The sequence below is a fragment of the Ruegeria sp. AH7 genome (genome assembly GCF_056541325.1).
This window is the reverse complement of sequence record NZ_JBQFYF010000001.1, coordinates 152,674-167,683: the sequence shown is the minus strand read 5'-3', so window position 1 is coordinate 167,683 and position 15,010 is coordinate 152,674. Positions and strand designations below refer to the sequence as shown.

15 protein-coding genes are annotated in these 15,010 nt (G+C 58.4%); 11 read left to right on the top strand and 4 right to left on the bottom strand.

Features of this window, described 5'->3' with window-relative positions; genetic code table 11:
- Positions 1-45: 45 nt before the first annotated feature.
- The 7 genes from ACR0JX_RS00860 to selD are packed head-to-tail and all read left to right on the top strand — an operon-like array spanning position 46 to position 8,135.
- Entirely contained in the window at positions 46-2,916 is a 2,871-nt protein-coding gene (locus ACR0JX_RS00860; RefSeq protein WP_480540575.1) for a monovalent cation/H+ antiporter subunit A, read from the top strand.
- A complete protein-coding gene (locus ACR0JX_RS00855) occupies positions 2,916-3,275 on the top strand; it encodes a Na+/H+ antiporter subunit C (RefSeq protein ID WP_480540573.1) in 360 nt (119 codons plus the stop codon). Before ACR0JX_RS00860 ends, ACR0JX_RS00855 begins: the two co-directional genes overlap by 1 nt.
- Positions 3,272-4,813 (top strand): monovalent cation/H+ antiporter subunit D, encoded by a 1,542-nt coding sequence (locus tag ACR0JX_RS00850; protein WP_480540571.1) that lies wholly within the window; start codon positions 3,272-3,274, stop codon positions 4,811-4,813. The genes ACR0JX_RS00855 and ACR0JX_RS00850 overlap by 4 nt, the downstream gene beginning before the upstream one ends.
- Positions 4,813-5,310: a Na+/H+ antiporter subunit E gene (locus ACR0JX_RS00845; protein WP_480541730.1), complete on the top strand. Its 498-nt coding sequence runs from the start codon at positions 4,813-4,815 to the stop codon at positions 5,308-5,310. The genes ACR0JX_RS00850 and ACR0JX_RS00845 overlap by 1 nt, the downstream gene beginning before the upstream one ends.
- Complete coding sequence (locus ACR0JX_RS00840; RefSeq protein ID WP_170532030.1) at positions 5,307-5,576, top strand: K+/H+ antiporter subunit F; 270 nt, start codon at positions 5,307-5,309, stop codon at positions 5,574-5,576. Before ACR0JX_RS00845 ends, ACR0JX_RS00840 begins: the two co-directional genes overlap by 4 nt.
- Before the next feature lie 7 nt (positions 5,577-5,583).
- The gene (locus tag ACR0JX_RS00835; protein ID WP_480540569.1) at positions 5,584-5,970 is read left to right on the top strand and encodes a Na+/H+ antiporter subunit G; all 387 of its coding nucleotides are present in this window, start codon (positions 5,584-5,586) and stop codon (positions 5,968-5,970) included.
- A gap of 5 nt (positions 5,971-5,975) precedes the next feature.
- Positions 5,976-8,135 (top strand): selenide, water dikinase SelD, encoded by a 2,160-nt coding sequence (gene selD, locus ACR0JX_RS00830; protein WP_480540567.1) that lies wholly within the window; start codon positions 5,976-5,978, stop codon positions 8,133-8,135.
- Here selD and mnmH read toward each other — a convergent pair.
- Together mnmH and ACR0JX_RS00820 are read right to left on the bottom strand one after the other, a co-directional pair.
- On the bottom strand, positions 8,126-9,178 hold the full coding sequence (mnmH, locus tag ACR0JX_RS00825) for a tRNA 2-selenouridine(34) synthase MnmH (RefSeq protein WP_480540565.1): 1,053 nt from the start codon (positions 9,176-9,178) through the stop codon (positions 8,126-8,128). The genes selD and mnmH overlap by 10 nt on opposite strands.
- Before the next feature lie 144 nt (positions 9,179-9,322).
- A complete protein-coding gene (locus ACR0JX_RS00820) occupies positions 9,323-10,906 on the bottom strand; it encodes a bifunctional metallophosphatase/5'-nucleotidase (RefSeq protein ID WP_480540563.1) in 1,584 nt (527 codons plus the stop codon).
- A gap of 109 nt (positions 10,907-11,015) precedes the next feature.
- Here ACR0JX_RS00820 and ACR0JX_RS00815 point away from each other — a divergent pair, with 109 nt between their 5' ends.
- Genes ACR0JX_RS00815 through arsC form a run of 4 tightly spaced genes read left to right on the top strand, consistent with a single transcriptional unit; the run spans position 11,016 to position 13,175 of the window.
- Entirely contained in the window at positions 11,016-11,354 is a 339-nt protein-coding gene (locus tag ACR0JX_RS00815; protein ID WP_480540562.1) for a DUF952 domain-containing protein, read from the top strand.
- Complete coding sequence (locus ACR0JX_RS00810) at positions 11,351-11,782, top strand: DUF1330 domain-containing protein (protein WP_480540561.1); 432 nt, start codon at positions 11,351-11,353, stop codon at positions 11,780-11,782. Before ACR0JX_RS00815 ends, ACR0JX_RS00810 begins: the two co-directional genes overlap by 4 nt.
- Entirely contained in the window at positions 11,779-12,837 is a 1,059-nt protein-coding gene (locus tag ACR0JX_RS00805; protein WP_480540560.1) for a quinone-dependent dihydroorotate dehydrogenase, read from the top strand. The genes ACR0JX_RS00810 and ACR0JX_RS00805 overlap by 4 nt, the downstream gene beginning before the upstream one ends.
- Positions 12,834-13,175, top strand: a complete 342-nt coding sequence (gene arsC / locus ACR0JX_RS00800; protein ID WP_480540558.1) for an arsenate reductase (glutaredoxin) — start codon at positions 12,834-12,836, stop codon at positions 13,173-13,175. Before ACR0JX_RS00805 ends, arsC begins: the two co-directional genes overlap by 4 nt.
- On the opposite strand, the gene ACR0JX_RS00795 is transcribed toward arsC, so the two are convergent.
- Together ACR0JX_RS00795 and ACR0JX_RS00790 are read right to left on the bottom strand one after the other, a co-directional pair.
- Positions 13,172-14,488, bottom strand: coding sequence for an MATE family efflux transporter (locus ACR0JX_RS00795; RefSeq protein ID WP_480540556.1), 1,317 nt, complete (start codon positions 14,486-14,488; stop codon positions 13,172-13,174). The genes arsC and ACR0JX_RS00795 overlap by 4 nt on opposite strands.
- Before the next feature lie 2 nt (positions 14,489-14,490).
- A complete protein-coding gene (locus ACR0JX_RS00790) occupies positions 14,491-15,009 on the bottom strand; it encodes a PaaI family thioesterase (protein ID WP_480540554.1) in 519 nt (172 codons plus the stop codon).
- Between the last annotated feature and the right edge of the window lies 1 nt (position 15,010).

Below are 15,010 nucleotides of genomic sequence, written 5' to 3'. Positions count from 1 at the left end.
CTTCAGAATTCAGTCATATCGACCGCCCACACCGGAGTATCGCACTTGTCCCTATTCCTTATCGCGGCCCTTCCCTTTCTCGGAGCTGTTTTTCCAGCCCTTTTGATCCGGGCAGGACGAAACGCAGCCGCATCTGCCGCTGGGTTGACCACGTTTCTTGCCCTCATGGGGTTGCTGATCCACATCCCGGCCGTGATGCGTGGCGAGATCGTGACGGCGCGGTTCGACTGGATCCCGGGTCTGGGCCTGAACGCGAACTTCATGCTGGATGGGCTGGGCTTTCTGTTTGCCCTGCTGATTTTGGGTATCGGCCTGCTGATCATCCTTTACGCGCGGTTCTACCTGTCGCGCGAGGATCCGATGGGGCAATTCTACACCTATCTTTTGCTGTTTCAGGGTGCGATGGTCGGGATTGTTCTGTCCGATAATATCCTGCTTTTGCTGATTTTTTGGGAACTTACGTCGCTCAGCTCTTTCCTGCTGATCGGGTATTGGAAACACCTGCCTGAAGGTCGACAGGGTGCGCGGATGGCGCTGGCGGTCACGGGTGGCGGCGGGCTGGCGATGATCGCCGGGATGCTGATCTTGGGCAATATCGTGGGGTCCTACGACCTAAGCATCATTCTGCAGAACAAAGAGCTGATACAGGCCTCACCCTACTATCTGCCCGCCCTGATCCTGATCCTGCTGGGCTGCTTCACTAAATCGGCGCAGTTCCCGTTCCATTTCTGGCTGCCGCACGCAATGGCCGCGCCAACGCCGGTCTCGGCCTACCTGCACTCGGCCACGATGGTGAAGGCCGGTCTGTTTTTGATGGCGCGGATGTGGCCCGTTCTGTCAGGCACCGATGCCTGGTTCTACATCGTGGCCACGACAGGACTGGTGACCATGCTGCTGGGTGCGGTGATTGCGTTGTTCAAGGATGATCTGAAGGCCCTGCTTGCGTTTTCGACAGTCTCACATCTGGGACTGATTACAATGCTGCTGGGGTTTGGCACCAAGTTCGCCGCAGTCGCAGCCGTTTTCCACATCATCAACCACGCGACGTTCAAAGCCGCCCTGTTCATGACCGCCGGGATCGTCGATCATGAGACCGGTACACGTGATATCAAACGGCTGGGCGGGCTGCGCCACCTGATGCCAGTCACCTTTACAATCGGCACGATTGCAGCGCTTTCAATGGCTGGCCTACCACCGCTGAACGGCTTCCTATCGAAAGAGATGATGTTGGAAGAAACCGTGCACACCACATGGTTGCACTTGCATTACCTTGTGCCGGGTCTGGCCCTTGTGGCAGCGCTGTTTTCGGCGGCCTATTCCTTCCGATTTGTCGGTCACGTGTTTCTCGGACCTGAGCGCAACGACTACCCAGCCCATCCCCATGACCCGCCGGTTGGATTGTGGATTGCGCCAGCTTTCCTTGTGGTTCTTGTGATCCTGATCGGATTGAACTCAGCAGCTATTGTCGGCCCTTTGGTGGCCGTAGTTTCAAGCGCAGTTATCGGTGGCGAGAAACTGCCCTATTACTCACTCAAACTCTGGCATGGGTTCACACCTGCCCTCTTCATGTCTGTCGTCGCGACGCTAGGGGGCCTGTTCCTGCTGGGGCTGCACAAGCATTGCGAACGGTTCTGGAACACTCTGCCCCGCCCCGAGGCCAAGGTGATCTTCGAAGCGCTGATCGACCGCTTCACACAGCTAAGTCGCTGGATCACGGATGAGCTTCATAACGGTGTGCTCAGCCGCTATGCCATCATCTTTGTCGCTTTCACGGTTGGGCTGGGCTACTACGCCTACACGACCGGCACGATTGGTGTTGAGACCCGCATACCGCTGCCTGCGCAATTCATCCCAATCATCGGCTGGATTTGCCTGGTCGGCGCGACGCTGGGAATCATGTGGTTTCACCGCAACCGCCTGCTCTCGCTGGTGCTGATCGGCGTCGTTGGCCTGATCGTTTCGGTTGCCTTCAACTATCTGTCGGCACCGGATCTGGCGCTGACCCAGATTTCGGTCGAAGTGGTAACGATGATCCTGCTGCTGTTGTCACTGAACTTTTTGCCCACCGAGACACCTTGGGACAGCAGTGCAGCGCGGCGTTGGCGCGACGCTGCAATTTCCGTAGTCGCTGGTATCGGGAGTGGAGCCCTCATCTACGCAATCATGCTGCGCGACTTTGCCTTCCCGACAATTTCAGATTTCCATCTGGCGAACTCGTACAAAGGCGGCGGTGGCACCAATGTGGTGAACGTCATTCTGGTCGACTTCCGGGGCTTTGATACCTTTGGTGAGATCATCGTGCTGGGCATTGCTGCGCTGATCATCTTTGCCCTGACCGAGGCGGTTCTGGGTACAAATGTGCGCGGTTACCTGCTAAACCGCAAACCGCATTGGCCACAATCGGGAGACTCGCATCCGCTGATGATGGTGGTCGCAACTCGCGTGATGATGCCGATTGCCTTGATGGTGGGCGCCTACATTTTCTTCCGCGGCCACAACCAGCCCGGGGGTGGTTTCATCGCGGGTCTGATCGTCGCGATTGCGTTCCTCATGCAATACATGGCCAGCGGCTACACATGGGCCATCGAACGACAAAGGTTCTATTATCACGGCACCATCGGTTGGGGCGTTTTGATCGCTGCGGCCACCGGTCTGGGCGCGTGGTTCAATGAACGCCCCTTCCTGACCAGCGATTTCGGATACATCAACTGGCCGCCACTGGAAGAGTTCGAATGGGCCACTGCCATGTTGTTTGACACGGGTGTGTTCCTGGCGGTTCTTGGCGCGGTGATGCTGGCGCTCGATAGCCTGTCGCGCTTTGCATGGCGGCCGGGCATGGCGCAGGAATTCCCAATGGATATCAACCCGCTGCGGGATGATCCCCCAGAACAAGACGAAGAGAAGGAGCAGGCCTGATGGAAGCGCTGGTTGCCTCTGCCGTAGGCATTCTGACCGCCGCCGGGATTTTCCTGATCCTGCGTCGCCGAACATTCCCGGTCATTCTTGGCCTGTCGCTGATCACCTATGCGGTGAACGTGTTCCTGTTTGCCACCGGACGTCTGGCGTTGAACGCGCCTGCTGTTCTGAACAAATATGAGGAAGTCCCCTATACCGATCCGCTGCCGCAAGCGCTGGTGCTGACGGCCATCGTGATTTCGTTCGGCATGACAGCAGTGATCGTGATGATCGCGCTGTCGGCCTATCTGTCCTCGAAGGATGACCATATCGACATGAGCCCAGAGGACAGCGTAGACGCGCCGGGAGAAGACGCATGAACCACTGGATCGTTGCGCCGATCGTCCTTCCTGCGATCCTGGCTCCGTTTATCATCATGGTCCTGCGCTATCATCTGGACCTTCAGCGTATTTTCTCGGTCGCCGGCGTTGTCGCCTTGCTAGGCATCGCACTGACCATCACCGCGCAGGCGTCGGGCGGGGATATTCAAGTCTACGAGCTGGGCGATTGGCCGGCACCTTTTGGCATTGTCATGGTGTTGGACAGGCTATCGGCCATGATGGTGCTGCTGACCGCATTGCTGGCCCTGCCCATTGTGCTCTATGCCATCGCCTCGGGCTGGGATGACCGGGGGAAACACTTCCACGCGCTGTTCCATTTCCAGCTTATGGGTGTGTGCGGGGCCTTCCTGACCGGCGACGCCTTTAACCTGTTTGTGTTCTTCGAGGTCCTTCTGATCGCCTCCTACGGTCTGATGACGCACGGGGGCGGCTCTGTTCGCCTGAAAGCAGGCGTGCAGTATGTCGCCTATAACCTTCTGGGCTCGACCCTGTTTTTGTTTGCCTTAGGCACGCTTTATGGTGTGACAGGCACGCTGAACATGGCCGATATTGCTCTTCGCGTGGCTGAGATGCCAGCTGAAGATACCGCCCTGTTGCGGGTGGGCGCGGTGCTGCTGCTGCTGGTCTTCTGTATCAAGGCCGCCGTTCTGCCGCTGCATTTCTGGCTACCAGCCAGCTATGCCAATGCGCCACTGCCTGTAGCCGCCCTGTTTGCGATAATGACCAAGGTTGGCGCCTATTCGATCATTCGGATGTACACACTCGCCTTTGGACCCGAGGTCGAAGCAACCCAAGGGCTGGCGGGCGACTGGTTGCAACCGGCGGCTCTGGTCACCCTTGCAGTCGGAGCCATAGGTATTCTGGGGTCGCAACACATTGCGCGGATGGTTGCCTTCTGCGCGATCGCTTCAATGGGGACCCTGCTGATTGCCATCTCGCTGTTTACGCCTCAAGCCAGCGCAGCCGCGCTGTACTATGTATTCCACTCGACACTGGCAACGGCACTCATGTTCCTGGTTGCTGATCTGGTCATGGAACGGCGTGGCGGGGCCATCACCCCGATGACACCCATGGCGCAGACCGGGCTGATCTCGGGGCTGTTTTTCGTGGGGGCCATCGCCATGGCCGGTATGCCGCCCCTCTCGGGTTTTATCGGCAAGCTGCTGGTTCTGGATGCTGCACGCGATGCGCCGGGTTCCAGCTCGGTATGGGCGGTTGTTCTGATCGGGTCGTTTGTCACAATTGTCGGACTGGCGCGAGCCGGGTCTTTGATCTTCTGGAAAAGCCACGATGCTGAACATATCGGCTCCGAGGACACTGCGGATGAGGAGGCCATACCCTTGCCCGCACCCGAACCGCAACCGGGTCTGGCCTTTACGTCGGTCTTTGGATTGGTTGCCGGGCTGATCCTGCTGACCATCTTTGCCGGACCGGCACTGGAATACACAAGCCAAACCGCTGAACAATTGTTCACGCCCGAGCACTACATCTCGGCCGTGTTGGGAGGGGAAGAATGATCAAGCTACTGCGCCGCGTATTCCCGCACCCGCATCTGACCTTTTTGCTGACAGTTGTATGGGTTCTGCTGGCCAACAACGGGTCTTTGAACTCGCTGGTGTTCGGTCTGATTTTGGGGATCATCATCCCCTTTATCACACAGCCCTATTGGCCAGATCAGCCGAAACTGCGCAATTGGCCCATGATCGTGGAATATTTGCTGATCGTTCTGTGGGACATCGTGATGGCCAATATCACCGTTGCCCGGATCATCCTGTTCAAACGCGATGCAGAGCGCCAACCCAATTGGGTCTGCATTCCGCTGGAACTGCGCACACCCGAAGCGATTACAGTGCTGGCGGGCACCATCACCATGACCCCCGGTACGGTCAGTTGCGATCTGTCGGCACAAGGTCACAACCTTCTGGTCCACTGTCTAGACGCCCCCGACCCCGAGGCCGTCCGAGATCAGATCAAACAACGCTATGAACGCCGCCTGAAGGAGATTTTCGAATGATCGAATACGCCATCTACTTCGCCTTCACCTGTTTCGGAGCGGCAATCCTGATGTGCCTGTGGCGGATCATCACTGCAGACGGGGTCGGCACCCGTGTTCTGGCACTGGACACGATGGTCATCAACACCATCGCTCTGATGATCCTCTACGGTCTTGATCAGGGCACCGAGATTTTCTTCGAGGCCGCCATGATCATCGCCATGTTGGGCTTTGTATCAACCGTGGCCTATGCGCGCTTCATGCTGCGCGGCAATATTATCGAGTGAGGGCGGGATGACATTTTTCTTCGAACTGCTGATCACAGTGTTTTTGATCGTATCGGGCATCTTTGGCTTTGTCGGCTCGTTTGGGATGATCAAGCTGAAAGATCCGATGTCGCGCTTGCACGCGCCCACCAAGGCGACAACCTTGGGGGTTGGCGGCGTGCTACTGGCCTCAATCTGCCATTCGGTTCTGCTGGAAGGCAAGCTGTCGCTGCACGAGCTGTTGATCACGTTGTTTTTGTTCCTCACGGCCCCGATCACGGCCCTGTTCATTGCAAAATGGCATGTTCACCGCCATGAAAAGCCCAGAGATCTGCCGGATGCGGGCGAGGATGAGCTTTGGGCCACCCACGCGGTCGAGCAGGTCGAGGACGTCCCGGACCACAGCACGAACTGAGCCTTATGCAAAATCCTCCGCTGCCCCTGACCCGCGATCTGGTTCTCATTGGCGGTGGGCACACGCATGCGCTACTGCTGCGCAAATGGGGGATGAACCCACTGCCCGGTGCGCGCGTGACGGTGATCAACCCCGGCCCGACCGCGCCCTATTCCGGAATGCTACCGGGCTATGTTGCCGGGCACTACGCGCGATCTGAACTGGATATTGATCTGGTGAAACTGGCGCGTTTTGCGGATGCGCGGATTGTTCTGGGTTCCGTCGACGCAATCGACACCGATCAGCGACTGATCCATATGCCCGGTCGGTTGCAGATTGCGTTCGATGTCGCCTCGGTCAATGTCGGGATCACGTCGTATATGCCGAGACTGCCGGGGTTTGCAGAACACGCCGTACCCGCCAAGCCCCTTGGTCCTTTCGCCAGCCGATGGGCCGCGTATCTGGACAAGTCAGGCCCCGCAGCCGTGGCTGTGATCGGTGGTGGCGTCGCGGGGGTTGAACTGGCAATGGCCATGGCCCAAGCATTGAAAGCCCGGCAACGACCTGCACGGGTTACGCTGATCGACAATGCGATGGCCCTGTCTGCGATCGGACCTAAAGCCGCCGCTACGATCCGCAAGGCGATGGATGATCTTGGTGTCGAGGTACTCGAAGAGATCGCGATCAAGGAAATCGCTGCGGATCATGTGACATTGCAGGATGGCCGCCAGATCGAGGCTGACTTTGTCACCGGCGCCGCGGGGGCCCGCCCCTATGACTGGATCACCCGAACCGGGCTAGATTTGCAGGACGGGTTCATCCGGGTGAATGCCCATCTTCAATCCAGCGATCCAGCTGTTTTTGCCGCTGGTGACTGCGCCCACCTGAGCGATAACCCGCGACCCAAGGCGGGCGTTTACGCGGTGCGTGAAGCTCCGGTTCTGTTCAACAACCTGAGGGCAGCGCTGGGGGCCGGGAAAGTGAGGCGCTATGTGCCGCAGAAGGATTACTTGAAACTGATCTCGCTGGGCGGAAAATCCGCGCTGGGGGAACGGCTGGGCACTTCGTTCAGCGGTACATTGATGTGGCGATGGAAAAACCACATCGACCAGACATTTATGAATAAGTTCCGCGACCTTCCCACGATGCAAACTCCTGCCCTGCCGCGCGATCATGCGGCGGGACTATCCGAGGTATTAGGCGATAAACCCATGTGCGGTGGCTGTGGGGCCAAGGTTGGCAGGGGCGCTTTGCAACGTGCATTGCACGCGCTGCCAAAACCCATCCGGCCCGATGTGACATCCTTGCCGGGCGACGATGCCGCCCTTTTGATGACGGGCAACGCGCAACAGGTCATGACCACAGATCATCTGCGCAGCCTGACTTCTGATCCCGTTATGATGACGCGCATCACCGCCATACATGCGCTTGGTGATATCTGGGCCATGGGGGCCCAACCCCAGGCCGCGACCGCGACCATCATTTTGCCGCGCATGTCCGCCATGTTGCAGGAACGCACCCTGTCCGAGATTATGACCACAGCCAATGAGATCATGCAGGACGCCGGAGCCGAGATCGTGGGCGGACATAGCTCGATGGGTGATGAGATGACCCTTGGCTTTACCATCACCGGTTTGTGCCCCGAACTGCCGATCACATTGGCCGACGGGCGGCCCGGCGATGTGTTGATCCTGACCAAACCCATCGGCAGCGGCGTTTTAATGGCGGCTGAAATGGCAGGACAGGCAAATGGAGCAGATGTCGCAAAAGCTTACAAGCTGATGACCCAGCCACAAGGTCAGGCGGCTAAGATATTGTCGCGGGCACAGGCGATGACGGATGTCACAGGGTTCGGGCTTGCCGGGCATTTGCAAGGCATATGCGACGCCTCGAACTGTGGCGCGATTTTGGATTTGGACGCGGTTCCGGTCATGCCTGGAGCCCTCGAAACGAGCAATTCCGGCGTTCACTCCACACTGTTTTCTGACAACCGATCCATCGCACCCGAGCTTCCCTCGGATGGCAAAGCCGCCCTGCTGTTTGATCCTCAAACTGCAGGCGGATTATTGGCTGCGGTCGCTGCGGACGACGCAGACGCCATGTTGAACGCACTGAGTACAGCGGGCTATCCGGCGGCCAGGATCGGCCATCTGACCGACACACCGGGGCTGCGCCTTCAAAGCTGATCCAGCGTGGTTTCTATCTCTGCCGCCGCGTGACTCAGGCCGCTGCTGTCCAGCTTTTGCACCTCGACCCTGGAAACGGGGTCTACAGGGTGAGCACGGCGCGACTTGGCATAGGCCGGGTCATAGTGCTGTTCGATCAACGCTCGGGTCAACGCGCGCTTGTCGCCCGCATCGATCAATGCCAGCCACGCATCCACGACCTCATGCCCACGGTGAACCCGCAACGGGGCCAAGCGATCGCGCAGACGCGCGCTGTCGGAAAGAATATCATCATAAGCCTGCATCAAATACGCCGCCCGTGCCGCGACCGGAGCAACGATCTGAATGCGCGGGGCCGCACACATTGCCGTCCACAGGCTGGGTGGCAGGATCCGCTCACCGATTTTCGAGGATTCCGCCTCAACCATAACCGGACGTGCCGGATCAAACGCGCAGAAAGCTGCGGAAAGCGCTGACTCGAACGCTTTCTGGCTGGGCTGTCCCCCAGGCATCTCACCCAGCAGCGAACCCCGGTGATTGGCCAATCTCTCCAGATCAACGACCTGTACGCCACGCCGTTGCAAATGGTGCAGCAACTCGGTTTTGGCCGTTCCGGTATAGCCATCCAGCGCAAACAGTCGAAAGGGCAATGGTTGCTCATATAAATAGGCGTTCACCAAACGCCGATAGGTTCGATACCCGCCCTCAATGACCTCGGCCCGCCAGCCGATCTGCTGCAGTGTCCACGCAAACGACCCGGATCGCTGTCCCCCACGCCAGCAATAGACCAGCGGTCGCCAATTCCCTTCATGATGGCTGAGGCTGTGTTCAATGTGATTGGCCGCATTTCGAAACACCAAAGCCGCCCCAAGCTTGCGGGCCAGAAACGGGCTTTGCTGTTTGTAGATTGTTCCGACCCGGGCGCGTTCGGCATTGTCCAGCACAGGCAGGTTGATCGCGCCGGGCAGGTGATCCTCTGCAAACTCAGCCGGGCTACGGACATCGATCACGGTGTCGAAACCATGGGCATACAGCTGCGGTAAGTCGGAAAATTTTAAAGCCATGCCAGTGGTTTACTTGCCCGAACTTTGGAAAAGAAGCCTGTCTAGTCGCTTGCTTGAGTATATTGAATCATGAGAGGCAGTTCGAGACAAAAAACTAAAAAAGCCGCATCACTATGATGCGGCTTCTTAATCTTTTGCAGGGCGTTATTTCTGCTTGATACGCCCGTCTACATACGGTTGGTAGGGCGCGTTTTCAGCCAGGTATTCGGCCGTCACATCCGCCAGATCAGGGCCAAAATCATAGGCGTTCTTGTCGTCACCTTCGAACATCTTGTACCCGTCACCACCGTTACGCACGTAGTTGTTGGTCACGACCAGATAAGTCGCTGCGGGATCAATCGGCACGAACCCGTCACCCTCTGCCACCATCACTTCGGTGATGCGGCCTTCGTTCGGGGCAACCGATGCGTCCCAGGTGAAGCTCAGTCCGGCAACCTGAGGGAAGCGGCCTTTGACTTCTTCCACTTGGCTCACACCGTTTTCCAACGCATCAATCACGCCCTGACCGCTGATTTCAAAGGTCGAAAGGGTGTTCTGGAACGGTAGAACCGTCAGAACCTCACCCATGGTGACCTCACCTTCGTCAATCGATGCGCGCAGGCCGCCCGAGTTTGCGATGGCGATCTGAGCGCCTTGATCAGCGACACGGGCCAACATTGCGTCGGCAACCAGATTGCCCATCTCACATTCCTGAACCCGGCAGATATCGCGCGAACCTTCGACGGCAGCGCCGGTTTCAGCAACCACGCGTTGCTTCATCTCTTCGATCGGGGCACCCATTTCGGCGACGCGCGCTGCGATGTCGGCATCCGGCGTGACCGATGCATCCAGCAAGATCGGTTCACCTTCTGCCGAGATCAGGTTGCCGTCATCGTCAAAAGTTAGCGTGACCTCACCCAGATATTTCGAATAGGCATAGGCTTGTACGACCGGGACATCGCCCACCATCATCGGGTACGGGCCAGCCGCGTCTTCATTGGTGTTCGATAGCAGCGTGTGCGAGTGACCGCCAACCACCAGATCCAGACCCGGCACCTGAGCCGCAATCTCAAGGTCTTTGGCCAGACCCACGTGGTTCAGCGCGATGATGATGTTGACACCCTCATCCTGCAGCGCCGCAACGTCGGCCTTCAGACTTTCGATCTCATCCTGAAACACCACATCCTTACCAGGGCTCGAGGTGTCGACCGTATCGGTTGCCAGCGCAGAAATGATACCGATCTTCTGGCCGCCAACCTCAAGAACCACATGGTTTTCCACCTTGTCCTTGAGTTCAGCCGAAGTCGACAAATCCAGGTTACCCGAAATCACAGGGAAGCTGACCGCATCAATGAACGCAGCAAGGCCTTCGGGACCGTCGTCAAATTCGTGGTTGCCGACGGCCATCACGTCATAACCGATCGCCTCCATGAACTCGGCCTCTGCCGCACCTTTATAGGTGGTGTAGAACAGCGAGCCTTGGAACGGATCACCTGCGTCCAGAACCAAAACGTTCTCATCCGCCATGTCTGCACGCTTTGCATCCAGAATAGTCTTAAGTCGTGCAACGCCACCAAAACACTTTCCTTCGGCTTCGCCTTCCGCGTCACAGGTCGAATCGTATTTGTTGATCGACTCAATACGGCTATGGATATCGTTTGTGTGTAAAATCGTCAGTTTATAGTCGGCAGCCGCAATCCCAGCGGTCAGCCCCAGTACGGCAACGGAGGCCATGAAACGGGTCAACATACGAATACTCCCTATCGTTGTTTGACCAGATCGTGCGCTGATGGCGACGAAGAGTCAAAGGGGCAAATCTGACTTGATTCCCCGTTCCGTGCGGGGCATCACCCAAGGCATGCTGATTTACAAAATATTTCGGGCCGATGAATGGGCTCTATTGCAGGCCAAGGGCGCATCGGACGGTGCGCCGATCGATGTCGTGGATGGGTTTGTGCATTTCTCAACGGCAGAGCAGGCCGCAGAAACAGCTGCCAAGCACTTTGCTGCAGTCGATGGGCTGACCTTGCTGGCGTGCGACGGAGATGCGATGGGGGATGACTTGAAGTGGGAGGTCTCTCGCGGTGGGGCGCTGTTTCCGCATCTCTACCGCCAGATCAGGATGAGTGATGTGCTCTGGTCACGGCCCCTGCCCTTTGATGGCCAAGCCCATCAATTCCCCGAGGAGATGGCATGACCGCCTACATCGATCCCCAGCGCGAACAGTTCGACGCTTTCAAAGCGCTGGATCGGAATGAGCCGATTGAGATGTTGAACCTTGTCAAGTTTCGCCCCATGGCTGCTTACCCAGCGGATCATGAACTGGCCGCTGCTGGTCTGACCGGGGCGCAAGCCTATCGCACCTACGGGGCTGAGACGGCCCCGATTATCGCCAGACTGGGTGCGTCAATCCTGTGGCGCGGGGCGTTTCAGGCCACCTTGATCGGACCGCAGGACGAGGCATGGGATGAAGTGTTCATCGCCCGCTACCCCTCGGCCCATGCGTTTCTGGAAATGGTGACCGACCCGATCTATCAAATGGCCGTGGTGCACCGCCAGGCCGCCGTTGAAACCTCGCGCCTGATCCGATGTGGTGCGGCCAAAGGTGGGGCTGCGTTCGGATGAAACTGACCGAAAAACTGGGCCTTGCCGCGCTGCATCGATTTGATCCCGAAACGGCGCATAGCCTGTCGATCAAAGCGCTAAAGGCCGGGCTGGCCCCGATGCCGGGGCCGGTGACGTCTGCGCGGCTGGAGACGGAAATCGCCGGCTTGCGCCTGCCCAACCCCGTTGGTCTGGCCGCTGGGTTTGACAAGAACGGAGAGGTCCTGACCCCGCTGTCGCGCGCCGGGTTTGGATTTATCGAAGTGGGCGCAGTGACCCCACGCCCGCAACCTGGGAACCCTAAGCCACGTCTCTTTCGGCTAACCGAGGATAGTGCCGCCATCAATCGCTTTGGCTTCAACAATGAAGGCATGGAGGTTATGGCCCAGCGGCTCGCCGCCCGCCCCGCGGATGCGGTGATTGGCCTGAATCTGGGGGCAAACAAAGACAGCGACGACCGGCCCGGTGACTTTGCCAAAGTGCTGGCCCATTGTGCCGCGCATCTGGATTTTGCCACCGTAAATGTATCCTCCCCCAACACCGAAAAGCTGCGGGACCTGCAAGGCAAAGCAGCCCTTGGCGCGTTGCTGGGCGGCGTGATCGAAACATGCAACACTCTGCCTCGATCGCTGCCTATTTTTCTGAAAATCGCACCAGATCTGACAGAATCCGAGTTGCACGACATTGCAGACGTGGCTGTCGAGACGGGCGTGGATGCGGTTATCGCCACCAATACCACGCTGTCCCGTGAAGGGTTGCGTAGCGCGCATAAGTCTGAACAAGGCGGCCTGTCAGGCGCGCCGTTGTTCGAGAAATCAACACGTGTTCTGGCAAAGCTCAGCCAACTGACCGAAGGCAATCTGCCCCTTATTGGCGTCGGCGGGGTCAGCACCGCAGAACAGGCTTATGCCAAGATTTGCGCCGGGGCCTCGGCGGTACAGTTCTATACGGCGATGGTCTATGGCGGTCTGTCTCTGGCCGCCGAGATTGCCCAAGGTCTGGATGCCCTGCTGGCCCAAGACGGGTTTAACACCGTGGCGCAAGCTGTGGGCAGCAAACGAGAGGATTGGTTGTGATTGAGTATTGGCACAACCCGCGCTGTTCGAAATCCCGCATGGGTCTGGCCTTGTTGGAACAGCACGGCGCAGAGGTTCAGGTTCGGAAATACCTTGAAGATGCACCCTCGGTCGACGCGCTGCGCCAGGCGCAGGCATTGCTGGGCGTACCCGCCATTCAGATGATGCGAACGGGTGAGAAGCTGTTCAAGGAACTAGGCCTGTCAAAAGACGCGCCTGACGCGGATTTGATCCAGGCCATGGCAGATCATCCGATCCTGATCGAACGCCCGCTGGCTATTGCCGAAGGCAAAGCCGCACTTGGTCGTCCGCCCGAGAACCTGCTGGATTTGCTCTAGGCAACCTGCGCCTCAAGCCGGGGGTAGCGCCAGCCCATGGTCACGCCGCGTGCTAGGTTCAACACCATCAGCGCGCCCCAAAGCCCATGATTGTCGAACGCAGGAACCAAAACAAACAGGGCGACAACATAGATCGCCACTGATTGCAGCATCGCGTTGCGCATTGCCCGGGTCCAGGTTGCACCAATATAGATGCCATCGAACATCCAGCTGGCCACGCCGATCACCGGGGCAAGGGCAGCCCAGAACAGGAACTCGCGCCCTGCTTGCCGCACCTCGGGCGATGTGGACATCAGGTCGATCAACCCGGGGCCAGCCAGAAAGAAAACCGCGCCCAGCAAAACAGCGCCCCCAACGCCCCATTGCGATGCCATGACCGAGGCGCGCCGCACCTGATACCGATCCCGCGCGCCCACGGCACTGCCGACCAGCGCCTCGGCCGAAAAGGCAAAGCCGTCCAATGCAAAGGCCGTGATCTCCAGAAATTGCAAAAGAACTTGATTGGCCGCCAGATTAACATCCCCCAAATCCGAGCCAACAAACAGAAAGGTGGTAAAAGACCCGGTCAACAGGATGGATCGGATCATGATATCGCTGTTCACTTGCAACATCCGGCGCAAACGCACGGCATCAAAGATGCGGGGCCAATCCCGCCAGATGCGGTCTCGAAATCCATCGCGGCAGAGCCACAGGCCCAGCGCCAACCCGGTCCATTCCGCGATCAGAGTGGCAATCGCCACACCTTCGACACCCCAGCCCAGCCCCAGAACGAACCACAGATCCAGAACGATATTGAGCCCGTTCATCCAGATTTGCAGAATAAACACGCCCCGCGTACGCTCAACCGCGATCAGCCAGCCTGTGACTGCATAAAGAGCTATCGTCGCGGGAGCGCCCCAAATCCGAATCTCCAGATAGGTGCGGGCAAGGGTTTCGACCTCGGGACTGGCTGGCGATAACAGAAACGCACCGCTGAAAATTGCGACCTGCGCAAATATGAAAACCAGCCCTGCAGCCCCGCCCAGCATCAGCCCACGGATCAGCAGCGCGCGCATCTCCTCCCTGTCCCCTGCCCCGCGCGCCTGTGCGGCAAGGCCGGTCGTGCCCATCCGCAGGAACCCGAAAATCCAGTAAATCGCGGACAAGATCACCGCACCGATACCGACGGCTCCGATCGGGGCCGCAGCCCCCATCTGCCCCACCACACCGGTATCTACCGCACCCAGAATGGGCACGGTTGCGTTGGACAGCACAATGGGAATGGCGATTTTCAGCACCCGCCCATGCGTTATGGGCGCCGAGGCATCTGTCATGATCAGCCCTTGTCCCGAGCCGGCTGCGGCATCAAGAAATGCCCGGTCGCTTGCGCAAACAGTTTGGCATGGTTGTCTTGCCAGGCCTCGACCCGGACCGAGGCATAGCGTCGACCGGCCCGATTGACGAAGGCGCGCGCATAGGCATCCCGTGGCAGGCCTGACCGCAGATAGTCGACGGTGAAATCGATAGTCTTCGGAAAGCGGATGTTTTCGTCGGTCACGATGGCCTCAGCATCGATTTCACCGCTTTCGATTTCGGAAAACATGTACTCCCAACTCAGCGTGATCACGGCTGTGACCTCGAGAAACGCGGCCGTTACACCGCCGTGAATAGCAGGAAGGAACGGGTTTCCAATCAGTTTCTCATCGAAGTTCAGAACGCCGGTCAGCTCATCGCCCCTGCGATCAAAACTTATGTTCAAGAAGCGGATGTAAGGCACGCCGTCGATCAACGCGCGCAAGGCGCCATCGCGGCGTTGCTTGACCACCTGCATCGGCTCAGGGCGGGTTCTGGCCATG

Excerpts from the sequence above, each read along its gene's own strand:
- ACR0JX_RS00795 (WP_480540556.1), bottom strand. The coding sequence starts at position 14,488 with ATGACAGATGCCTCGGCGCCCATAACGCATGGGCGGGTGCTGAAAATC.
- mnmH (WP_480540565.1), bottom strand. The coding sequence starts at position 9,178 with ATGGCTTTAAAATTTTCCGACTTACCGCAGCTGTATGCCCATGGTTTC.
- ACR0JX_RS00850 (WP_480540571.1), top strand. The coding sequence starts at position 3,272 with ATGAACCACTGGATCGTTGCGCCGATCGTCCTTCCTGCGATCCTGGCT.
- ACR0JX_RS00790 (WP_480540554.1), bottom strand. The coding sequence starts at position 15,009 with ATGGCCAGAACCCGCCCTGAGCCGATGCAGGTGGTCAAGCAACGCCGC.
- ACR0JX_RS00810 (WP_480540561.1), top strand. The coding sequence starts at position 11,351 with ATGACCGCCTACATCGATCCCCAGCGCGAACAGTTCGACGCTTTCAAA.
- ACR0JX_RS00835 (WP_480540569.1), top strand. The coding sequence starts at position 5,584 with ATGACATTTTTCTTCGAACTGCTGATCACAGTGTTTTTGATCGTATCG.
- ACR0JX_RS00840 (WP_170532030.1), top strand. The coding sequence starts at position 5,307 with ATGATCGAATACGCCATCTACTTCGCCTTCACCTGTTTCGGAGCGGCA.
- ACR0JX_RS00805 (WP_480540560.1), top strand. The coding sequence starts at position 11,779 with ATGAAACTGACCGAAAAACTGGGCCTTGCCGCGCTGCATCGATTTGAT.
- selD (WP_480540567.1), top strand. The coding sequence starts at position 5,976 with ATGCAAAATCCTCCGCTGCCCCTGACCCGCGATCTGGTTCTCATTGGC.
- ACR0JX_RS00820 (WP_480540563.1), bottom strand. The coding sequence starts at position 10,906 with ATGTTGACCCGTTTCATGGCCTCCGTTGCCGTACTGGGGCTGACCGCT.
- ACR0JX_RS00855 (WP_480540573.1), top strand. The coding sequence starts at position 2,916 with ATGGAAGCGCTGGTTGCCTCTGCCGTAGGCATTCTGACCGCCGCCGGG.
- ACR0JX_RS00815 (WP_480540562.1), top strand. The coding sequence starts at position 11,016 with ATGCTGATTTACAAAATATTTCGGGCCGATGAATGGGCTCTATTGCAG.